Genomic DNA, 22,311 nt, shown 5'->3' with positions numbered 1-22,311 from the left:
AAGTAATCTTAAGTAATCAGCAGCAAAGCAGCATCCAAGCCGACGTGGTCAAAAGCCGCGTCGGCTTTTTCTTTAACGATGGGTTTTGCTTGATAGGCAACACTAATACCTGAGCCATTCATCATGATCAGATCGTTTGCACCATCACCCATCGTGATTGCGTTGGCTTTGCTGCAACCTAAGTTGCGGCAGGCGTCATCTAAATGAGCCGCTTTCGCGGCGCCATCAACAATATCGCCGAGCACCTTGCCAGTGAGCCTGCCATCAATGATCTCGAGCGTATTAGCTTGGGATTGTTTGAATCCTAATTGTTGCCTTAATTTTTCTGTGAAGAAGGTAAAGCCTCCAGAGACGAGCAGGGTATAGAGTCCACGTTGATGGGCGCCTGCAAGAAGCTCAATGGCACCAGGATTTGGGCGTAAGCGTTCACGATAGACTGATTCCAAAGCATCAGCGTGTACACCCTCTAAAAGCGCTACGCGTCTACGCAAGCTTTCTTTAAAATCCTTGATCTCACCGCGCATCGTGGCCTCTGTAATTTGGGCAACGGCTGATTTTTTGCCCGTAAAGTCTGCAATCTCATCGATGCATTCAATATTGATGAGGGTAGAGTCCATATCCATGGCAAGAACGTGAATATCTTGCACTATTAAATTTGCTTGCAGAAAGCATAGGTCTACCCGATGGATATTTGCAATAGACCGTAAAGATTCTCTCTGAGTGATGTCTAGGTGCTGATTGCAATCCCAACGATCTGAATGGTATGGGCCGTTCGATCTTTGACCGCCAAGACTGTGCAAAGTGGCGCCAAACTGCAAAGCCCGATCCTTCAGTTCAAAAATGAGCTTTTCAGAAATGGGTTCCCGAGAGAGAGCGACAAGAGTTTGGTGCGGTTGGTGCTTAGGCATAGCTAAATGATAGTGCTTAGAACGGCTGACTCGTTTAAGCGGCGCAAAACTTGTCGAATGACATCCAAGCGCTGCTCAAGCTTCTCAAACTCTCGGTCTTTTTGGGGCAGCACTTTTAACTTATCTTGGCCATTCAACTGAATGTGTTTTGATGACTGAATCAACTGAATAATCTTCATTGGATCAATCGGTGGGTTTGGAATGAACTGAATTTGGATAGAAGCTGTGCTGGCATCTATTTTCTTAATACCAAAACCAACCATTTCTAAACGCAGGCGGTGGGTTTCATAAAAAGATTTGGCTTGGTCTGGTAAATCGCCAAAGCGATCTACCAACTCTTCACGTAGACCCATTAATTCGGAAAAATCATTACAACCAGCAAAGCGCTTATATAAAGAGAGGCGCTCATGCACGTCAGGGCAATAGTCTTCAGGGAACAGGGCGGGTACACCTAAATTGACATCGGTAGTGGCTTGCAAAGGAGAGAGCAGATCTGGCTCTTTACCACTACGCAGAGACTTCACCGCGCGATTAAGCATCTCGGTATATAGCTGAAAGCCAATTTCATGAATTTCGCCCGACTGTTTATCCCCTAAGACTTCCCCAGCACCGCGTATCTCTAAATCGTGCATCGCTAAGTAGAAGCCAGAGCCAAGCTCTTCCATGGCTTGAATCGCATTCAAACGCAATTGGGCTTGTTTACTGAGGGCCTCAGGATCAGGTACCAATAGGTAGGCATAAGCTTGATGATGAGAGCGACCAACACGACCACGTAGCTGATGCAACTGCGCCAAGCCAAACTTATCCGCACGATGCATGATGATGGTGTTGGCTGTAGGTACATCGATACCGGTCTCAATAATGGTGGTACACAGCAGAATATTGGTGCGTTGAGTGACAAACTCACGCATGACAGATTCAAGCTCTCTTTCATGCATTTGCCCGTGAGCCACACTGATACTCGCCTCAGGAATGAGCTCCTGCAAAGCGTGTTTACGATTTTGAATCGTTTCTACTTCATTGTGCAAGAAGTAGACCTGACCACCACGCTTAATCTCACGTAGGACAGCTTCACGAATGACGCCATCTCCTTCACGACGAACAAAGGTCTTAATTGCTAAGCGTTTTTGTGGTGCCGTTGCGATAATGGAGAACTCGCGCAGTCCTTCCATTGCCATCCCCAATGTTCTTGGGATGGGTGTAGCCGTCAAAGTCAGAATATCAACTTCTGCACGTAAGGCTTTGAGCGCATCCTTTTGACGGACCCCAAACCGATGCTCTTCATCCACGATGACTAAACCCAGATTAGCAAATTGCGTTTCTTTAGAAAGCAATTTATGGGTGCCGATAATGATGTCGGCTTCTCCTTTAGCGATCGCTTCGAGTGCTGCATTAATTTCTTTCGTGGTCTTAAAGCGAGATAGCTCAACAATTTTCACCGGCCAATCAGCAAAGCGATCTTTCCAAGTGGCGACATGTTGTTCGGCCAGTAAGGTGGTTGGAGCCAAAATGGCAACCTGTTTGCCACCCATTACGGCGACAAAGCTTGCGCGTAGTGCAACTTCTGTTTTACCAAAACCAACGTCACCGCACACTAAGCGATCCATTGGAGTACCGCTAGTCATATCACCTATCACCGCGGCAATGGCGTTGGCCTGATCGGGCGTTTCTTCAAAGCCAAAACTTTCAGCAAATGCTGCATAGTCATGGGCTGAGAATTCAAACGCATGTCCTTTACGAATGGCTCTAGCTGCATAAAGACCCAAGAGTTCTGCAGCCGTATCGCGAATTTGTTGAGCAGCCTTCCTTTTAGCTTTATCCCACTGACCAGAGCCCAGTTGATGCAAGGGTGCCGAATCGGGGTCAGAGCCCGCGTAACGGGTCACCATCTGTAATTGCTGAACGGGTACATACAGTGTTGCTTGCCCCGCGTATTGCAAGTGCAAGAACTCTTCAAAGATGGGCGCCTCTTTAGGTGGGGCAAGATTAAGTAGAACTAAGCCTTGGTATCGACCGATTCCATGTTCTGCATGTACTACCGGGTCGCCAATCTTGAGCTCAGACAAATCCTTAAAGAGCATATCGGGATCAGCATTTTCTGAACCTTTACTCTTACGTCTTTGTCTTGCTGTTGAGGTAAATAATTCTGCCTCTGTAATAACCAGTACATTTTCTGCTTGCCAAAGAAAGCCATTAAAAAGCGGGGCGGTCACTAAGCCAAACAGAGCATCACTTTTCATGAAATCAGCGATGTTTTCAAAGCCTTCAGGCTTGAGCTTGAAAAGCGGCTTACCATGTTGACCAGTTACAGAATTACTTTCTTCAAGTAATTGTCGAATAGATTCTTTACGTCCCGCACTATCACTACACATCAGGATGCGGAGCTTCTCTTGAGCAACAAGCTGGCGCAAGCGCGCTATCGGATCAGTATCGCGGCGATGAACAGCAACATCAGGAACAGGTAAAAATTGCTTGGCCTCATTCTCTTCATTGTCTAAAACTAAGCGGGCATAGGGCTTAGTGGTGGTGAAGAATTCATCTACATCGAGAAATAATTCTTTTGGTGGAAGGATTGGGCGATCTAAGTCATGTTTGAGAAATTCATAGCGAGAGAGAGTGTCTTTCCAAAAACTGCGAATAGATTCTTCTGCATTACCAATGTTGACTAGCCAAACGGGATCACCCGATCTAGGGAAGTAATCAAATAGACTGGACTGCTCTTCAAAAAATAAAGGTAAGTAGGATTCGATGCCAGCACTGGGTATACCTAGGTTGGCATCCTTGTAGATGGTGCAACGGGTTGGGTCACCTTCAAATACCTCGCGCCAACGGCCTCTAAAGGCAGTGCGTGCTTCATCATTAAAGGGAAACTCGTGACCCGGCAGTAATCGAACCTCTTTTACAGGATACAAGCTGCGTTGTGTATCGGGATCAAAAGAGCGAATTTGCTCAATCTCATCACCAAACAAATCGAGACGATAGGGCAAGGTGGAGCCCATGGGAAATAAGTCGATGAGGCCACCACGAATACTATATTCACCTGGTCGCATCACAGCGCTGACAGGGTCGTAACCCGCTTGTTGCAATTGCAGTCTTAAGGCTGATTCATTGAGCTTATCGCCTTGTCTGAAGAAAAACGTGTGACCTGATAAAAATTGCGGGGGACCTAGACGCTGGAGCGCAGTAGTCACTGGAACTAAAACAATGTCACAACTTCCATTGAGTAACTCATAGAGGGTGGCGAGTCGCTCCGAAACTAAATCTTGGTGTGGCGAGAAGTGATCGTAGGGGAGGATTTCCCAATCTGGCAATAAGCGGACCTTGAGTTTCGGAGCAAAAGCAGGAATCTCTTCAACCAGTCTTTGGGCTTCTTGAGCCTGGGCACAGAAAATCACCATGACGGAGAAATCGTTGCGGTAGCGCAGGGCAGATTGGGCAAGCAAAGCCGCATCAGCTGATCCTACTAGCCCCGAGAAGGTAAAGCGCTGCCCAGCCCGCGGCGCAGGTATGGGGGGTACTAGATTTAATGCATCAGACATCTGAGCTCATTATAGAATCAGGCATGGGCTTAGGAAATCAATCTACAGTGAAATGCCACGCACTCTTGCCAACCGCAGGGTCTGGTTCTCGCCTAGGCGGTGAGCTTCCTAAGCAGTTTCAGCAGTTGGCAGGAAAGCCGATGTTGGCTTATGCCCTTGAAGCTTTCATGCATTCCCCCCAAATCGAGTCTATATGGATCGGTGTTGCCCCTGGTTTTATTGATAACCCCATTCTCAAGACTCTTGCCGATGGCATGAATAGCGGCGAGAACGGTAAGCCCATTCACTTTTTACCAACCGGTGGACCCACTCGCCAAGAAACCGTTCGCAATACCTTGAGCGCATTGTTGAAATCAGGCATCTCTGCTGACGATTGGGTATTAGTTCATGACGCTGCCCGTCCTGGCATTACTCCAGCCTTAATCGATAAGCTCATCACCTCTGTCGTGAAATCATCATCAGGAGGCTTATTGGCCATCCCATTAGCAGATACTTTGAAGCAAGCCGATCTTGATTCTGTGGTTGCTGGCAATATGCCACATACAGAGAAAACGATTCCTCGCAAACATCTTTGGCAAGCTCAAACGCCACAAATGTTTGGCCTAAAAAAATTACACGATGCGCTGCAAGATGCCATTAGACAAGAAGCAGATGTCACTGATGAAGCCAGTGCAATGGAGTTATCAGGCGTTAAACCACTACTCATCGAGGGCGCCACTCGCAATTTCAAAGTGACTCATCCAGCCGATTGGGAATTAATGCAATTGCTTTTGAACTCTAGTCATTCATAAAAATCTAGCTATGACACAAACTACGCCTCACATTCCTCAGTTCCGTATTGGTCAAGGCTATGACGTTCATGCCTTGGTGGCAGATCGCAAGCTTATTCTTGGCGGAGTGCATGTCCCTTACGAGAAGGGCTTGTTAGGGCATTCAGATGCCGATGCGTTGTTACATGCGCTGACAGATGCATTGCTAGGTGCTGCAGGCTTGAATGATATTGGTCAGCTGTTTCCTGATACTGACCCACAATTCAAAGATATGGATAGCCGCATATTAATTAGAGCAGCATTACAAAAGATTCAAGCTGCTGGATATCATGTGGGCAATGTGGATGCCACCATCATCTGCCAAAAACCAAAGTTAGCTGAATTCTTACCAGAGATGGTTCGTAATATTGCCCATGATCTTACCGTTACACCAAGTCATGTCAATCTCAAAGCCAAGACAAATGAATCTCTTGGTCATCTTGGTAGAGGCGAGGGCATTGCAGTGCACGCCGTGGCATTACTCTACAAGTCATAATATTTCTCAATCTCATTGGAGCAGTTCATGGGTCATTCCATTGATCAAGTAGCACTAAAGCAATTATTTATAGATGCACGCACGCATAATGCATGGCAACCAAAATCCGTCAGCGATGAGCAACTAAAGCAAATTTACGAGATCTATAAATTTGCACCCACATCCGTAAACAGCAATCCAGCCCACGTTCTTTTTGTAAAAAGCCCAGCAGAAAAAGAGCGCTTAGTAGCCTGCGTTAATCCAAGTAATGTAGATAAAACCAAAAGTGCACCAGTAACTGCCATCATTGGTATGGATCTGGATTTTTATGAACAGCTACCCAAGCTTTTCCCCCATGTAGATGCGAAAAGTTGGTTTATCGGTAAAGATGACTATATTCAGTCAACGGCTTTCAGAAACTCTAGCTTGCAAGGCGCTTATTTGATCTTGGCTGTTAGAGCCCTAGGCCTAGATTGTGGCGCTATGAGTGGCTTTGATGCTGATAAGGTGAACGCTGAGTTTTTCCCTGGCGGCAGGTTAAAAGCGAACTTTTTGCTCAATATTGGCTATGGAGATGCCTCTAGCTTGATGCCACGTCTTCCCCGCCCATCCTTTGATGAGGCCTGCAGGATCCTATAGACCCTCAAGCATTGTAGAATTACGGTCTTTAGAGTGAAGTTTAAGCTCGGCAGTGTTTGCGGATATCGCGAGGATGGCGAAATTGGTAGACGCACCAGGTTTAGGTCCTGACGCCAGAAATGGTGTGGGGGTTCGAGTCCCCCTCCTCGCACCACAAGATTGCTACTTGGCTTGGACTTCACATTTCCAGATCTTCAATTAAGAGACGAGAATGGCTGTGCAGATAGAAAATTTAGGTTCATTAGACCGCAAAATGACTTTGGAATTCGCTCGTGCTGATTTGACAAAAGCACGCGAAGCTCGTTTGGCTAAAGTTGGTAAGACCATGAAAATGGCCGGCTTCCGTCCAGGCAAGGTGCCTAAGAATATTGTTGAAAAGCAATATGGCATGCAAGTGGATTTCGAACTCCAGTTTGATAAAGCTTCTGAACTCTTTTATGAGCAAAGTCAAAAAGAGGGCGTTAAGCTGGCCGGACAACCTCGTCTAGAACCAAAGAGCGAACTCGATGCTGACACGATTGTGTTTGATGCTTTCTTTGAAGTACTGCCTGAAGTCAAGGTCGGTGATTTCAGTAAAGCGGAAGTAACTAAGTACACCACTGAGATTGGTGACGCAGAAATAGATCGTGCACTTGATGTACTGCGTAAACAACAAGTGCATTACCACTCCCGAGGCGAAGCTGGCCCCCATGGTGATGGTGGTGCTAATACTGCCGCGCAAAACGGTGACCAAGTGATCATCGACTTTGTTGGCAAGATTGATGGCGTTGAGTTTACTGGCGGAAAAGCAGAAGACTTCGAATATGTCTTAGGTGAAGGGCGCATGCTTCCTGAGTTTGAAGCGGCTACCTTAGGATTAAAGGTTGGCGAGAGTAAGGCATTTCCATTAAGCTTCCCAGCGGATTACCATGGCAAAGATGTTGCCGGTAAAACTGCAGAGTTCACCATTACTGTGAAGTCTGTTAACTGGGCACACTTGCCTGTAGTAGATGATGCGTTTGCACTTTCCTTAGGTGTAACCGAAGGTGGCGTTGCGAAAATGCGCGAAGAAGTAAAACAAAATTTAGATCGCGAAGTAAAGCGTCGCATTACTTCCTTATTAAAAAGTGAAGTCATGGAGAAAGTGAATGAATTATGTGAACTCGATGTTCCTAAATCATTAGTTGCGTCTGAACAGGAACGCTTAGTTCAAGGTGCGCGTGAAGACCTCATTCAACGCGGCGTGCCAAACGCTAAGGATGCCCCAATCCCGCCAGAGATTTTTGCTGAGCAGGCACTCAAGCGGGTGCGCCTTGGTTTGATCTTAGGCGACTTGGTAAAGCAAAATAACCTGGCTGCTACGGCCGACCAAATCAAGACTGAAATTGACGAACAGGCAGCAACTTACGAAGATCCTAAAGAAGTAGTTCGTTGGTTCTACAGCAACCCAAGCCGCCTAAAAGACATTGAAAATCTGGTGTTAGAAGACAATGTGATTAAATATTTCACATCTTTAGCTAAAGTGAACGATAAGGCGATTAGCTTTGAAGAGTTAAGCAAGCTAAACTAAGTTGTCATTTATTTAATAAAAAGGCCTCAATATGATCCAGAATCAATTTCAATCTGAAGATTTAGAACCGAAAGGATTGGGTTTGGTTCCGATGGTTATCGAGACCTCGGGTCGGGGTGAGCGTGCATACGACATTTATTCACGCCTCCTAAAAGAGCGCGTCGTGTTCTTAGTCGGCGAAGTGAATGATCAAACGGCTAATTTGGTAATAGCGCAGTTACTATTCTTGGAAAGCGAAAATCCAGATAAAGACATTTCTTTATATATCAACTCACCAGGTGGATCGGTATCTGCTGGTTTGGCGATATACGATACGATGCAATTTATCAAACCAAATGTCAGCACCTTGTGCATGGGCATGGCAGCCAGTATGGGTGCATTCTTATTATGTGCCGGCGAGAAAGAGAAACGCTACGCATTGCCGAACTCTCGCGTCATGATCCATCAGCCTTTGGGTGGCGCACGCGGACAGGCTTCAGATATTGAAATTCAAGCACGTGAGATTCTGTATTTACGTGAGCGTCTTAATAAGATCTTGGCTGATCGCACTGGCCAATCAATCGAAACGATTGCAAAAGATACTGATCGTGACAACTTCATGTCTGCTGAACAGGCGCGTGATTACGGGCTGATCGATAAAGTGATTGAAAAGCGCCCTTAAGCGCTAGACCTAACTAAACTGATTGAGCGAATACTTTGAGCGATACAACGAGCACTAATTCAACTGATAAAGTTTTGTATTGCTCCTTTTGTGGCAAGAGCCAGCACGAAGTCAAAAAACTGATCGCCGGCCCTTCTGTATTCATCTGTGATGAGTGCATCGATCTTTGCACCGATATTATTCAAGAAGAGATTGCCAAACTTCCTAAAGATGAGGGTGATGGCTCTCTGCCAACCCCACACCAGATTCGTGAAAACCTTGATCAGTATGTTATTGGTCAAGAACACGCTAAGAAGACTTTGGCTGTAGCTGTTTACAACCATTACAAGCGTTTGCAATATCTCCCTAAGCCTAAAAAAGTGAAGTTAGATAAGGACGGCAAACCTGTTGAGGCGCTTGACAAAAAAGAACCCAAGCTTGCTGCTAAAGCGATTGTGGATGGAGTTGAGTTGGCAAAGAGCAATATTTTGCTGATCGGACCAACTGGTTCCGGCAAAACATTGTTAGCGCAAACATTGGCTCGTATGCTCGATGTACCTTTTGTGATGGCTGATGCAACCACATTAACTGAAGCTGGCTACGTTGGTGAAGACGTAGAGAATATTATTCAAAAACTTTTACAAGCGTGCGATTACAACGTTGAAAAAGCGCAGCGCGGTATTGTGTACATTGATGAGATCGATAAGATTTCTCGTAAGTCAGATAACCCATCGATTACGCGGGATGTATCTGGTGAGGGCGTTCAACAAGCTTTGTTAAAGCTGGTTGAAGGTACGATGGCCTCCGTGCCACCACAAGGTGGACGGAAGCATCCAAACCAAGATTTTCTACAAGTCGATACCACTAATATTTTGTTTATCTGCGGTGGTGCCTTTGACGGTTTAGAAAAAGTGATTCAGCAACGTACCGCTAAAACCGGTATTGGCTTCAATGCTGTCGTTCCTGGTAAAGACGATCGCGGTGTAAGTGATTTGCTGGTTGAAGTTGAACCAGAAGATCTGATTAAATTTGGCTTGATTCCCGAATTGATTGGTCGCTTGCCTGTCGTGGCTACATTGGCTCAGCTTGATGAAGAGGCTTTAATTCAAATTCTGACTGAACCCAAAAATGCACTGGTAAAGCAATATCAAGCCTTACTGACCATGGAGGGCTCCGAGCTTGAAGTCCGTCTTGAAGCGCTTTCGGCTATTGCTAAGAAGGCTATCGCCCGCAAAACCGGTGCACGTGGCCTGAGATCTATCCTGGAAGGCTCTTTGATGGATGTGATGTACGACTTGCCATCCTTAAAGAATGTTCAAAAGGTCGTGATTGACGAATCGAGTATTGCTGAGGGCGGTAAACCCTTATTAGTCTATAAACAAGATCTCGAACAATCCGATTTAAGCAAAAAAGCCTAAATTTTCAGTGTTTTTGCCATTTATTTGGCCTATTTGCCTCTTTTCTGCGCCTTTTCCCCTTGAATTTCAGTAAGTGCTACCCATATAGGTAGTATGCTATTCAAAATATCGTCTGTATTTAGTGGCTATTAAATCTCATAACACTAGAAGTAGACCCTTGAGGATTGATTACTTTGGAGGAATTGCCTAATGCCTGGCCACTTATTACTACCCTCTGAGCCGATTCAACTACCGTTACTGCCCTTGCGGGACGTAGTTGTCTTCCCCCATATGGTGATCCCCCTGTTTGTAGGTCGCCCAAAGTCCATTAAAGCACTAGAGGCCGCGATGGAAACGGGTAAAAATGTCCTTTTAGTAGCGCAAAAGACTGCTGCTAAGGATGAGCCTGTTATTGAGGATCTCTATGAGGTCGGTTGCATTGCCAATATTCTGCAAATGCTTAAATTACCTGATGGCACCGTGAAGGTGCTCGTTGAGGGAGTGCAACGTGCTGAAGTGAGCCAAATTGAAGATAGCCTTGGTTACTTCAATTGCGAAGCTACGCCAACGGCTTTAAATGCCATTGATGCCCATGAAACTGAAGCCTTGCGCCGCGCTATCATGGCTCAGTTTGATCAATACGTAAAACTGAATAAAAAAGTTCCGCAAGAAATCTTGTCATCGCTTGGTGGCATTGATGACCCAAGCCGTCTTGCCGACACGATTTGCGCACATTTACCAGTGAAACTGGAGCAGAAGCAACGCTTACTGGAGATGACTGATGTTGTTCAGCGTCTCGAAAGCCTCTTGGCTGATCTTGAAAGTGAGATCGATATTCTGCAAGTGGAAAAGCGCATTCGTGGACGCGTGAAGCGCCAAATGGAAAAGAGTCAGCGCGAGTACTACTTGAATGAGCAAGTCAAAGCGATTCAGAAAGAATTAGGCGAGGGTGAAGAGGGTGCTGATCTCGAAGAGCTCGAGAAGCGCATTAAAGCGGCTCGTATGCCTAAAGAGGCTTTGAAAAAAGCAGAATCAGAATTAAAGAAGCTCAAGTTGATGTCGCCTATGTCTGCTGAAGCTACCGTGATTCGTAACTTCATTGATACCCTGGTCAATCTTCCTTGGAAGAAAAAAACCAAGATCAATAACGATCTCACCAATGCTGAAAAAGTATTGGATGAAGACCACTATGGTTTAGACAAAGTCAAAGAACGCATTCTGGAATATCTCGCAGTTCAACAACGCGTTGACCGTGTTAAAGCACCGATTCTTTGTTTAGTTGGCCCTCCTGGCGTTGGTAAAACTTCTCTAGGCCAATCGATTGCTCGTGCAACTAATCGAAAGTTCGTGCGTATGGCATTGGGCGGCGTGCGTGATGAGTCTGAGATTCGTGGTCACCGCCGTACCTATATTGGTTCTATGCCGGGCAAGATATTGACTAGCTTAACCAAAGTAGGTGTGCGCAATCCATTATTCCTCTTGGATGAAGTGGACAAGATGGGCATGGATTTCCGTGGTGATCCTGCTAGCGCCTTATTGGAGGTTTTGGATCCCGAACAAAACCATACGTTCCAAGATCATTATGTCGAGGTTGATTTTGATCTCTCAGATGTGATGTTCGTTGCCACCTCAAATTCATTAAATATTCCCGGCCCATTGCTTGATCGTTTAGAAATTATTCGTTTGGCTGGCTATACCGAGGATGAAAAGACCAGTATTGCTGTCAATTATTTAATTCCAAAGCAAATCAAGAACAATGGTTTGAAAAAGGATGAATTAAAGATTGAAGAGAGCGCTGTACGCAATATGATTCGCTACTACACCCGTGAAGCTGGTGTGCGTTCCCTTGAAAGAGAAATTAGCAAGATCTGCCGTAAAGTAGTTAAGCTTTTGCTCTTGAAAAAAGAAGCTGCGCCAATTGTTGTCAATGCAGATAATTTAGAGAAGTTCTTATCTGTCCGCATGTATGACTTCGGTTTGGCTGGTAAAGAGAATCAAGTTGGTCAAGTGACTGGTTTGGCGTGGACAGAAGTAGGCGGCGATCTTCTGACAATTGAGGCTGCAACGATGCCCGGTAAAGGTGTTATTACTCGTACCGGCTCGATTGGCGATGTCATGAAGGAGTCAGTCGAGGCTGCACGTACTGTGGTTCGCTCTAGAGCAAAACGTCTGGGTATCACAGATGAGGCATTTGAGAAGAAAGATATCCATATTCACTTCCCTGATGGCGCAACTCCTAAAGATGGCCCTTCAGCTGGTATCGCAATCACTACTGCGTTGGTATCCGTATTTACAGGAATTCCCATTCGATCTGATGTGGCCATGACTGGTGAAATTACTTTGCGTGGTGAAGTGCTTCCGATTGGCGGTTTGAAAGAGAAACTATTGGCTGCTCATCGTGGTGGTATTAAGTTGGCCTTGATCCCTGAAGAAAACGTCAAAGATCTGATTGATATTCCAGACAACGTTAAGAATGCGATAGAGATTGTGCCAGTTCGCTGGATTGATAAGGTTCTTGAGCTTGCTTTAGAGCGCATGCCAGAAGCGCTGCCTGATCCTACTCCTGAAGAGTTGGCTAAGAAAGTCACTGAGGCAAGTAAAGCCAGTGAAAGTGTCTCTTCCGGAGATATTCTTAAGCACTAAACTTAGTTAGGCAGAGGCCCGGTTATTCATCAATGCCACCCTGTAGTTTAGGGTGGTTTTGACGGGTTTCATGCGAAAACCTTCGCTTAGGTTACAATCTCACCAGTAATATTTTAGGGCGCTTAGCTCAGTTGGTAGAGCGTCTGCCTTACACGCAGAATGTCGGGAGTTCGAGCCTCTCAGCGCCCACCACCCATTTAGGTTTACTGGGTGCTTTAAAAAAGTAACGATTGCTCAAATCGTAGATGAATTTACTTCTTTTTTGCTAAAAGTAGTAGAAATATCTCCTGATTCTTCCAATTGACGCCCTCTAATTATTTTCTGCTCCATCAGTAGATTCTCTAGCTGTCATACATAGCTTGAAGAAGGGGTTTTGAGAATCTGGTTCTCATTTCACTGATAAAAATTGTCTTTAAATTTATAACCGATTCTCCTAGGTGAATAGTTTTTAAACCTGTATAAATGATTTCGCAAAATAACTTCACCCTAATTAGAGAATTTTTACTATTAATAAAAAACACGCTCTTTTAATAAATTACACTGCCAACTCTTACCATTGGGGTTGCTATGGCACATCAGTAGAAATTTTTGATACGCTGATTGAAAAAGGATATCTAGTAGAAACTATTAGCGTATCTGAGATTGCATCATTAGATCTTTATAGGTTTGATTCAAATGCTATTGATAGTGGTAAGCTGCTAATAAAAATTTTGCAAAAAAATGAAAGAATATACCGCTTAATTTTGGCGACTGATGTAGTAGTTGTTAATGGTGAAGGTACTCTTCATGGAGCTAATCAGGCTCCCGTTAATCTGCTGTATTTGATTTTTATTCTAAAAAGATACCTTAATAAAAAAGTACATTTAATTAATACTGCAATTTTCCCTAATAGCCTTACAGATTTTTCAGGAGACAATAATACTGCTGCAGTTATAAGCCAGCTCTATATGTTTTGTCTTCAAGATCTTGACTTAATTGCCACAAGGGATGAGTATTCGGCCTCAAATCTCAAGGCATTGAAGCTTAATTGTGTTGATAGCTTCGATTGTTTGCCACGTTTCATAGCAAGAAATCAATTAGTGAATAGCGCTACTAGACATCAAGGATATTTGATCTCTGGCGGAATAGCGCTTTCAAAAAAACATTGTGAAACTTTAGCTTTTATTCTTAACTCAAAAATTGATTTAGATAAGCCAATCTATTTTTTAAGTGGCGCAAAATCTTTACCAGTAGATTCTGATAAAACACAGTTTGAATGGTTTCAAAAGCATCTTCCAAATCTTAAATGGCTATATGCAAACTCAATGCAAGAATGGCTGTCTTTTATTGCTAGATCAGAATGGATAATTTCAGGTCGATTTCATCATTCTTTGGCAGCAGCAACCCTTGGAACACCATTTTTAAGCTTATCTTCCAATACTCCAAAGATTAAGGCTGCGTTGGCAATCTTAGGGTTACCCAACCAAATTAGCTTGGAAAATGAAGTTGAGATTAAGAAGACAGAAAATGAAATTTCAAAAATTCTGGTCGACCCCCGGTTTGCGTCGACAGAGAAGGTCAACATGGTTATTAAGTTGGCAGAATCTAACTTTATTGGTATTTAGACATGTAGTTTATGCAATCCCTTTTAATTGACGCAATAGCCATTGATACCCTGACATCTGTGGTTCAATTTCGAGCCGGGACGCTATGATATTTGAAACCACCTTCAGCTGGTTTATCCTTATTGATGCAGGTTTGCCTTGCGTCAGAGGCTAGAAGCTGACTAGCATTAACCCTAAACCTTTGCATAATAAAGCCCCTAAATACCCCGATAGAGCCTCTCAGCGCCCACCAAATATTCACCATCTATAGCCTTTTCTTGGCTTTCTGATTTATATCTCCCGTGCCTAGTAAACTCTTACTATCCCTGCTTATTTCTAATCTTTACTAGCGATCTAATTCATGTTTGATACCGTCCGTAAGCATCAAAAATTACTTCAGCTCGTGCTGATGTTGTTCATTGTTCCGTCATTCGTCTTTTTTGGTATTTCGAGCTATTCCAGCTTCATGGACAAAGAGACGGATTTGGTCAAAGTCAACGGCAAACCGATTACTGCGCAAGAAGTCGATAACGCTGCTAAGCGACAGGCTGAACGTGTTGGCGGTAATTTGCAAATTGCCCAAAGCTTGCCATTTAAACAGGCCATCTTGAATGAATTGTTGCAACAACGCATTCTCGGTTTTGCTGTAGTAGATCTTCGCCTGCAAGTTGGTAAAGAAGCTCTGATTAAGAGTCTGCAAGGCACTCCTCAAATTCGTGCCCTCTATCGTCAAGATGGCAGTTTTGATGACGTTCGCTTCAAGCAACTACTGGCTAGCAATGGTTTAAATGAAGAGCAGTTTTACGCAAGTCAGGCTTTTGATTTAAAGATTGGGCAATTAGTTAACTCTGTCGCACGGACTGAGATCGGCACGCCGAAACTATCTGAAATTGTTTCTACGCTCTATGAAACAGAGCGTCAAGTTCAAACCCTGTCGTTTACTGCTAAAGACTATTTGAGTAAAGTGAATCCCAGTCAAGACGAACTACAGGCTTTCTATAACGCGAATGCTAAGTTATTTGAAAGCCCTGAGTTTATTGACGTGGAATATATCGTTCTGAAGGCCGATCCCAAAGAAGATGCCAAAGCATTTAGTGAAAAGGCTGACCAATTTGCTAATATGACTTATGACCAATCTGATAGCCTGAAACCTGCTGCTGATAAATTGAAATTATCGATTCAGACGCAAAAGGGATTGGCCCGCTCTGGCCTCACTGGTGTTTCTAGAGAACATCCACTAGCAAATCCAAAAGTGGTCCAGTCATTGTTTGGTGATGAGGCATTGAAGAACAAACGTAATACTGAGGCGTTACAAACTACCCCTGGTGTTTTTGTTTCTGCTCGGGTAGTCACATTTCATCCTGCACAAATTTTGCCTTATCAAGATGTTGCCGCTGAAGTGAAGCGTCAGGTTAGTCAGCGTGCTGCAGAAAAATTAGCGGTGGCTGCTGCCGCAGAAAAATTTGGCACTTTACAAAAAGACCCAAAGAATTCCAGTGGCTTTGCCATCCCATTTTGGGTTTCACGTAATAAGCCCACTAATTTAGTTGGACCAGCATTAGATGACGTCATGTCTATTCATCCTGATCAATTTCCCAAAGTGGTTTCTGTCAGCGTTCCGGGTGTTGGCGCAACCTTATATCGGGTAGATCAGGCGCGACAGCCTACAGACGTAGATGCCAAGATTCACAAAGCTCAAGCACAGCAAATCCAGGCTTTAGCATCTCAATCTGAGTTTGCTGGTTTTATGGCTTACTGGCGTAATGCGGCTGTTGTAAAAGTGATCAACCCATTGAAGCCGCCATCAACTGGTGCTGGTAGTTAGCTCTAATAGCTAGCTATGAAAGTAGATCCAGAACGTTTGACTGGTCTTTACTGTGATGGTTGGAGAAGTTTTTGATATGGGGCCATAGCGCCCCATACGTTTTTAAAGAGGATGGCTTGTGCCGCAACATTGGGGTGAATGTTATCCGCTTGAAATAGTTCTTTATTGGCTGCAACGCCATTTAAAAAGAAGGGTAATAATTCAACCCCTTCTTGGACTGCGAGTGTTGAATAGAGTTCTTTGAATTGTTTGGTGTACTGTTGCCCATAATTGGGCGGTATTTGCATCCCTAATAGTAAAACCTTTGCACCAGTTTTTTTGCTCAATACAATCATTCTTCGAAGGTTATTTTGTGTTTGCTCAATTGATAGTCCGCGTAAGGCGTCGTTTGCGCCGAGCTCTAACAAAACCATTCCTGGTTTTTTAGACTCTAGGAGTGCGGGTAGGCGATTGAGACCCCCCGAAGTAGTTTCTCCGCTAATGCTGGCATTAAAGACTGTCCAAGGACTAGATTGTTTTTGTAATTGCCCTTCAAGAAGCTTGACCCAGCCTGACCCTTTGGGTAAGCCATATTCAGCTGAAAGGCTATCACCCATGACCAAGATCACAGGATTGGCGTGAATCGCTGTGGCAATGGGGATTAACAGGCAAAATAAGCTTATTGATAGCAATTGCTGTTTTTTGCAGGTCCACCAACTTTGAATCATTTATGAGCATTCCAACAAAAGTATTGAGCGCAAATCATCTCGGAAAACAAGTTTCATCTAGCGATGGCTCATTGACCATTTTGCACGACATTTGTTTTGATATTACACAGGGAGAAAGTGTCGCCATTACTGGAGCCTCAGGATCCGGTAAAAGTACCTTGTTAGGCTTGCTGGCTGGACTGGATCTGCCAAGCTCTGGAAACGTTTACCTGATGGGTCAAGACCTCAATACTCTAGACGAAGATGGACGGGCAAAGCTTCGCGCTTCCCATGTGAGCTTTGTATTTCAGTCCTTTCAGTTGTTATCTCATTTAACTGCCTTAGAAAATGTCTTATTACCAGCACAGATGAGCGGTCGCAAGGATGCTAAGGCTGAAGCGGTGGCTTGGCTTGAAAAGGTGGGTTTACAAGAACGTCTCAATCATTTCCCTAAAACCTTATCTGGCGGTGAGCAGCAACGGGTAGCCCTTGCTAGAGCCTTTATTGTCCAGCCTGACATTCTTTTCGCTGATGAGCCGACTGGCAGCCTAGATGAGGCCAGCGGAGAGAGGGTGATTCAGTTACTCTTTGAGCTCAATCAAGCCAGTCAATCTACCCTCATATTGGTCACCCATGATCCCGCCTTGGCCAATCGGTGCCAGCGCCAGCTACACCTTCAGGGTGGTCGCCTAGTGTAGGCAAAACCTTATAATCTAGGGATGTCTTGTTTCCATTTTTTGCCTGGCGCTGATGCGCTTTCCCCATTTCGTCAACAACGACTTTTAGCCTCATTAGCAGCCCAAGGTATTGAGCTGGAGTCTATTGAAGCCCAGTTTCTTCACTTCATTTGGTCTGAAGCACAACTGAACAGTCAAAATCAAGGAGCCCTTGCAAGTTTATTGACCTATGGCCAACCCTTTATTTCGAAAATCGGTGAAGGCAAATCTTGGTTTGGTTTAGCCAATAGCGGGCCCAGAGGTGAGCACAGCGCAATTGTGATTCCCCGTTTAGGCACGGTTTCTCCTTGGGCAAGTAAGGCAACGGATATTGCACAGCAATGCGGCTTACCTATATTACGAATCGAACGCGGAGTTCAATTTTCCTGGAAGAGTAAAAAAGGATTAAACCCAGAACAGTTGCAATCTGTTTTGACTGCAGTACACGATCGCATGACAGAAACAGTGATTGATGCGGTTGAGGCTGCAAATGATCTTTATCAAACTTTGGATGATCGTCCATTAAGCCGTATTCTTGTTCTGACCGAGGGTCGTTCGGCTCTAGATCAAGCCAATCAAGAATTGGGCTTAGCCTTATCAGATGATGAAGTTGCCTATTTAACAGAGAACTTTGTACGCCTTGAGCGTAATCCTAGCGATGTAGAGCTCATTATGTTTGCGCAAGCCAATAGTGAGCATTGCCGTCATAAGATCTTCAACTCCACTTGGACAATTGATGGGGATGATCAAGCGCGGTCTTTGTTTGCCATGATCCGCAATACACATCAACTTCAACCAGAAGGGACGATTGTTGCCTATTCTGATAATTCAGCAGTCATGGCAGGTTGTGAATCTGAAACTTGGAGTCCTCAAGGCGCTGATCATCGCTACGAAAAAGATACGCGCTTGGTTCATACCTTGATGAAGGTAGAAACTCACAATCATCCAACAGCAATAGCGCCTTTCCCTGGTGCCTCTACTGGTGCTGGCGGGGAGATTCGGGATGAGGGTGCCACTGGCGTAGGCGGTCGTCCTAAGGCGGGATTAACTGGCTTCTCAGTGTCAAACCTCAATATTCCTGGCACTGATCTTCCTTGGGAGAGCGAGCAATACGGCAAGCCTGAACGGATTGCCACACCTTTGCAAATTATGATTGATGGCCCACTAGGTGGTGCTGCATTTAATAATGAATTTGGTCGTCCAATTTTGGGCGGCTACTTCCGGGTATTTGAGCAAACCTTAGACGGTACGCGTCGCGGCTACCATAAGCCCATCATGATTGCAGGTGGTATTGGCAGTATTGATGCCATACATACTGCAAAAAAAGCAATTCAATCTGGACATTTGTTAATTCAATTGGGTGGTCCAGGCATGCGGATTGGCATGGGTGGCGCAACTGGTAGCTCAGTAGCTACTGGCACCAATACAGCAGATTTAGATTTTGATTCAGTACAGCGCGGTAATCCAGAAATGGAGCGACGTGCACAAGAAGTGATTAACGCCTGCCGAGCATTGGGTGAGAAGAACCCCATTGTGTCTATTCATGATGTTGGCGCAGGCGGCCTATCTAATGCCTTCCCTGAGTTGGCTGATGGTGCGGGTTTAGGCGCCACCTTCAAGCTGCGCAGCGTTCCGCTTGAAGAGAGCGGTATGAGCCCTGCTGAGATTTGGTGTAATGAGTCTCAAGAGCGTTATGTACTCGCGATTGAGGCCAAAGACCTCGATTTATTTAAATCTTTTTGCGAGCGTGAACGCTGCCCATTTGCCGCAGTTGGTGAAGCAACTACCGAGCGTCAATTGCAATTAGTCGATTCGAAACATCCGTCAGGTACAGATGCTGCACTGCCGATCGACATGCCGATGGAAGTTTTGCTGGGTAAGCCACCTCGCATGCATCGTGATGTGAAACGTGTTCACCAAGAATTTACAGAACTTGATGTTACTGATACAGATCTAGCGCAATGCATTGCTTGGGTGCTACAGCAACCTACAGTTGCAAGTAAATCGTTCTTAATCACTATTGGCGATAGAACTGTTGGTGGTTTAAATGCTCGCGATCAATTTGTAGGTCCATGGCAAGTACCTGTTGCAGACTGTGCTGTCACTTTGATGGACTACAAGGGCTACCGTGGCGAAGTGATGTCTATGGGTGAAAGAACCCCATTGGCAGTTATTGATGCCCCAGCAGCAGCGCGTATGGCAGTTGGTGAGGCGTTGACCAATTTATTGGCAGCAGATATTCGTCGTCTTGAAGATGTCAAACTATCTGCTAACTGGATGGCTGCTTGCGGTGCACCAGGCGAAGACGCGAAGTTATATGACTCTGTTAAAGCTGTTGGTATGGAATTGTGTCCCGCCTTGGGTATCTCTATTCCAGTAGGAAAAGATTCATTGTCTATGGCAACCGAATGGCGTGATGGTAGCGAGTCCAAGAAAGTGGTCGCCCCTGTTTCTCTCATTATTTCTGCATTTGCTGCTGTTCAAGACGTTCGCAAAACAGTAACGCCATTATTACAATTAAAAAATCAAGATGGGTCAGTATTAGAAACTGAGTTGATTCTGATTGACCTGGGTCGCGGTCAGAATCGTATGGCTGGCAGTATCTTGGCACAAGTACTCAATCAATCTGGTAAGTCAGCGCCCGATTCAGATCATCCAGAAGATCTCAAGTCATTTGCTAAAGCGATGATTGAATTGCGCAAAGAAAATAAATTGCTTGCCTATCACGATCGTTCTGATGGTGGCTTGCTGGCTTGTGTAGCCGAGATGGCATTTGCATCGCATACGGGTGTTTCTATCAATGTCGATATGATTGCAGTCGATGCAGGTCAAGAGCCTGATTACGGTGATGCGAAAAACTGGTCGCAGCAAGTATCTGGTCGTCGACATGAACAAACCATACGCGCTCTATTTAATGAAGAGCTCGGCGCCGTTATTCAAATTCGTAGGGAAAATCGCGATGAAGTCTTTGCAATTTTGCGTCAATTAGGTCTGAGTGCTTATAGCCATGTGATTGGCAAGCCTAATACCAATGGGCGGATTGAGATTTGGCGCGATGCTAAGAATATCTTTGCAGAACCGCGTGAAGTATTGCAAAAGTTGTGGAGCAATACGAGCCATCAAATAGCCCGTTTACGCGATAACCCAGCCTGTGCGGACTCTGAATTTGCACTCTTGGATAACTTATCTGATCCTGGCATGTCGCCAAAGCTTACGTTTGATGCTGCAGAAAATATTGCCGCACCATTCATCGCAAAAAATGCGAGACCAAAAGTAGCCATTTTGCGTGAGCAAGGCGTTAACTCCCATGTAGAAATGGCTTATGCCGTCAATTGGGCTGGATTTGATAGTTACGACGTTCATATGTCAGACCTACTCAGTGGTAAGGCGAAGCTGGATTATTTCCGTGGTCTTATCGCGTGTGGGGGATTTAGCTATGGTGATGTTTTAGGTGCCGGTGAAGGTTGGGCAAAAACCATTTTATTTAATCAAAAATTACGAGATCAATTCTCCGACTTCTTTAATCGCCAAGATAGTTTTGCCTTAGGCGTTTGCAATGGCTGCCAAATGATGAGCAATCTTGCAGGGATCATTCCTGGTGCTGAGGCTTGGCCGAAGTTCACCCGCAACCAGTCTGAGCAATATGAAGCCCGTTTAGTCATGGCAGAAGTGCTCTCTTCACCTTCGATCTTTACTCAAGGCATGGAAGGTAGCCAACTCCCAATCGCAATTGCACACGGCGAAGGATTTGCCAATTTCAGTCAACAGGGAAGCTTAGATCAGATTACCCAGGAGGGCTTAGCAGCATTACGCTTTGTTGATCACCAAGGCAATCCAACCGAGATCTATCCAATGAATCCCAATGGATCGCCAGGGGGCTTAACTGGAGTCACTACCGCTGATGGTCGCTTTACAGTGATGATGCCTCATCCCGAGCGGGTATTTAGAGTAGTACAAATGAGTTGGTACCCACCAGAGTGGTTGGATACGCCAGATGGCGCTAGCCCTTGGTTGCGTTTGTTCCGCAATGCACGTCGCTGGGCTAATTAAACCCCACTAGATGATGTTGATGGAGCCAGTGACCTTTTCAGAAAGTGGGGGAGTACGCTATCTGCATTTTGGAACTGAACTCATTCAAGGGGCAATGCGTATTCGAGATCCTGATGAAATCTATCTTGAATATAACCAGCAAATGATGGCTTGGTTACTATTTTTAGAGACCAAACCTGGTATGAAGGTGGCGGAATTAGGTTTGGGTACGGGTGCATTGGCAAAGTTTCAACATCGTCACTGTCCGGCAGTAAAAACAACGGTAGTTGAACTCAATCCTGCGGTCATAGTGGCTGCTCGATCTATGTTTTTTATGGCGAATGATGATCGTAGGCTGGAGACACTGCAGGCTGATGCTAAGACGTTTGTTCAATTGAACCGATATAAGAATCAATTTGACGCAGTTCAGGTTGACCTGTATGACGCCATATGTGATGGACCTGCCGCAAGCTCATTGGAGTTTTATCAAGGTTGCTTTGACATTCTAAATAGTCCTGGCGTTATGACGGTGAACTTGTTCTCACGTCATCAAAGTTTTGATATCAATCTTCAGAATATCTGTGAGGCCTTTGATGACCGTGTTTTATTGTTTCCAGAATCGCATGATTGCAATGTTGTCGCAATCGCATTCAAAGGTCCTCAGTTAGAAGCTGAATGGCAGGATGTTTCAAAACGTGCAAAGCTCATTATGGAAAAGACGGGCTTACCCACCAATAAGTGGGTAACTGGTATCAGTCGCGAAAATGCACGCCAAGAAAATAAACTCTCGATTTAATCGTTCGGCATCTAAAAGAAAAAGGCGATCGCTTGATCGCCTTTTTCTATTTTCCAACTTCTTGCTAGCTTGGGATG

The 22,311-nt window shown here is 45.0% G+C and carries 15 protein-coding genes and 2 tRNA genes; 14 read left to right on the top strand and 3 right to left on the bottom strand.

Annotation, left to right across the window (positions count from 1 at the left end; translation table 11 throughout):
- Positions 1–8: 8 nt before the first annotated feature.
- Positions 9–908 carry a phosphoserine phosphatase SerB gene (gene serB, locus ICN21_RS02075; protein WP_255534172.1) on the bottom strand — a complete coding sequence of 300 codons (900 nt, stop codon included), beginning with the start codon at positions 906–908 and terminating at the stop codon, positions 9–11.
- A gap of 2 nt (positions 909–910) precedes the next feature.
- Positions 911–4,447 carry a transcription-repair coupling factor gene (gene mfd / locus ICN21_RS02070; protein ID WP_216176397.1) on the bottom strand — a complete coding sequence of 1,179 codons (3,537 nt, stop codon included), beginning with the start codon at positions 4,445–4,447 and terminating at the stop codon, positions 911–913.
- A 23-nt stretch (positions 4,448–4,470) separates the two neighbouring features.
- Between mfd and ispD the strand changes: the two genes are divergently transcribed.
- From ispD to ICN21_RS02015, 11 genes are all read left to right on the top strand, one after another.
- Positions 4,471–5,238 (top strand): 2-C-methyl-D-erythritol 4-phosphate cytidylyltransferase, encoded by a 768-nt coding sequence (gene ispD / locus ICN21_RS02065; RefSeq protein WP_216176729.1) that lies wholly within the window; start codon positions 4,471–4,473, stop codon positions 5,236–5,238.
- 10 nt (positions 5,239–5,248) lie between these two features.
- The gene (gene ispF, locus ICN21_RS02060) at positions 5,249–5,752 is read left to right on the top strand and encodes a 2-C-methyl-D-erythritol 2,4-cyclodiphosphate synthase (protein WP_216176395.1); all 504 of its coding nucleotides are present in this window, start codon (positions 5,249–5,251) and stop codon (positions 5,750–5,752) included.
- Between the two features lie 27 nt (positions 5,753–5,779).
- Positions 5,780–6,370 (top strand): malonic semialdehyde reductase, encoded by a 591-nt coding sequence (locus tag ICN21_RS02055; protein ID WP_216176393.1) that lies wholly within the window; start codon positions 5,780–5,782, stop codon positions 6,368–6,370.
- A gap of 67 nt (positions 6,371–6,437) precedes the next feature.
- Positions 6,438–6,524 (top strand) — tRNA-Leu (locus tag ICN21_RS02050).
- Positions 6,525–6,581: 57 nt separating this feature from the next.
- Positions 6,582–7,919 carry a trigger factor gene (gene tig / locus ICN21_RS02045; protein WP_216176391.1) on the top strand — a complete coding sequence of 446 codons (1,338 nt, stop codon included), beginning with the start codon at positions 6,582–6,584 and terminating at the stop codon, positions 7,917–7,919.
- A 31-nt stretch (positions 7,920–7,950) separates the two neighbouring features.
- Complete coding sequence (gene clpP, locus ICN21_RS02040; protein ID WP_215297184.1) at positions 7,951–8,580, top strand: ATP-dependent Clp endopeptidase proteolytic subunit ClpP; 630 nt, start codon at positions 7,951–7,953, stop codon at positions 8,578–8,580.
- Between the two features lie 35 nt (positions 8,581–8,615).
- Positions 8,616–9,977: an ATP-dependent Clp protease ATP-binding subunit ClpX gene (clpX, locus tag ICN21_RS02035; RefSeq protein WP_216176389.1), complete on the top strand. Its 1,362-nt coding sequence runs from the start codon at positions 8,616–8,618 to the stop codon at positions 9,975–9,977.
- 189 nt (positions 9,978–10,166) lie between these two features.
- The gene (gene lon / locus ICN21_RS02030) at positions 10,167–12,599 is read left to right on the top strand and encodes an endopeptidase La (RefSeq protein WP_216123753.1); all 2,433 of its coding nucleotides are present in this window, start codon (positions 10,167–10,169) and stop codon (positions 12,597–12,599) included.
- Positions 12,600–12,715: 116 nt separating this feature from the next.
- Positions 12,716–12,791 (top strand) — tRNA-Val (locus ICN21_RS02025).
- A gap of 305 nt (positions 12,792–13,096) precedes the next feature.
- Positions 13,097–14,203, top strand: coding sequence for a polysaccharide pyruvyl transferase family protein (locus ICN21_RS02020; RefSeq protein WP_216176728.1), 1,107 nt, complete (start codon positions 13,097–13,099; stop codon positions 14,201–14,203).
- A 340-nt stretch (positions 14,204–14,543) separates the two neighbouring features.
- The gene (locus ICN21_RS02015) at positions 14,544–16,007 is read left to right on the top strand and encodes a peptidylprolyl isomerase (protein WP_216176388.1); all 1,464 of its coding nucleotides are present in this window, start codon (positions 14,544–14,546) and stop codon (positions 16,005–16,007) included.
- Positions 16,008–16,054: 47 nt separating this feature from the next.
- Here the strand turns inward: ICN21_RS02015 and ICN21_RS02010 are convergent, their stop codons facing one another.
- Entirely contained in the window at positions 16,055–16,714 is a 660-nt protein-coding gene (locus tag ICN21_RS02010; protein ID WP_216176387.1) for an arylesterase, read from the bottom strand.
- Between the two features lie 8 nt (positions 16,715–16,722).
- Between ICN21_RS02010 and ICN21_RS02005 the strand changes: the two genes are divergently transcribed.
- The 3 genes from ICN21_RS02005 to ICN21_RS01995 are packed head-to-tail and all read left to right on the top strand — an operon-like array spanning position 16,723 to position 22,234.
- Complete coding sequence (locus tag ICN21_RS02005; protein ID WP_370624041.1) at positions 16,723–17,391, top strand: ABC transporter ATP-binding protein; 669 nt, start codon at positions 16,723–16,725, stop codon at positions 17,389–17,391.
- Between the two features lie 21 nt (positions 17,392–17,412).
- Positions 17,413–21,459 (top strand): phosphoribosylformylglycinamidine synthase, encoded by a 4,047-nt coding sequence (purL, locus tag ICN21_RS02000; RefSeq protein WP_216176384.1) that lies wholly within the window; start codon positions 17,413–17,415, stop codon positions 21,457–21,459.
- Between the two features lie 10 nt (positions 21,460–21,469).
- Positions 21,470–22,234: a spermidine synthase gene (locus ICN21_RS01995; protein ID WP_255534170.1), complete on the top strand. Its 765-nt coding sequence runs from the start codon at positions 21,470–21,472 to the stop codon at positions 22,232–22,234.
- Positions 22,235–22,311: the final 77 nt, after the last annotated feature.

It is taken from the genome of Polynucleobacter sp. AP-Feld-500C-C5 (genome assembly GCF_018882265.1).
Classification (GTDB): domain Bacteria; phylum Pseudomonadota; class Gammaproteobacteria; order Burkholderiales; family Burkholderiaceae; genus Polynucleobacter.
The sequence above is the reverse complement of the archived record's forward strand: the minus strand, read 5'-3'. Positions and strand labels throughout refer to the sequence as shown.

Coding starts and splice junctions, on each gene's coding strand:
- ICN21_RS02015 (WP_216176388.1), top strand. CDS start 14,544: ATGTTTGATACCGTCCGTAAGCATCAAAAATTACTTCAGCTCGTGCTG.
- ICN21_RS02010 (WP_216176387.1), bottom strand. CDS start 16,714: ATGATTCAAAGTTGGTGGACCTGCAAAAAACAGCAATTGCTATCAATA.
- clpP (WP_215297184.1), top strand. CDS start 7,951: ATGATCCAGAATCAATTTCAATCTGAAGATTTAGAACCGAAAGGATTG.
- ispF (WP_216176395.1), top strand. CDS start 5,249: ATGACACAAACTACGCCTCACATTCCTCAGTTCCGTATTGGTCAAGGC.
- ICN21_RS02055 (WP_216176393.1), top strand. CDS start 5,780: ATGGGTCATTCCATTGATCAAGTAGCACTAAAGCAATTATTTATAGAT.
- serB (WP_255534172.1), bottom strand. CDS start 908: ATGCCTAAGCACCAACCGCACCAAACTCTTGTCGCTCTCTCTCGGGAA.
- purL (WP_216176384.1), top strand. CDS start 17,413: ATGTCTTGTTTCCATTTTTTGCCTGGCGCTGATGCGCTTTCCCCATTT.
- tig (WP_216176391.1), top strand. CDS start 6,582: ATGGCTGTGCAGATAGAAAATTTAGGTTCATTAGACCGCAAAATGACT.
- lon (WP_216123753.1), top strand. CDS start 10,167: ATGCCTGGCCACTTATTACTACCCTCTGAGCCGATTCAACTACCGTTA.
- ICN21_RS01995 (WP_255534170.1), top strand. CDS start 21,470: ATGATGTTGATGGAGCCAGTGACCTTTTCAGAAAGTGGGGGAGTACGC.
- mfd (WP_216176397.1), bottom strand. CDS start 4,447: ATGTCTGATGCATTAAATCTAGTACCCCCCATACCTGCGCCGCGGGCT.
- ispD (WP_216176729.1), top strand. CDS start 4,471: ATGGGCTTAGGAAATCAATCTACAGTGAAATGCCACGCACTCTTGCCA.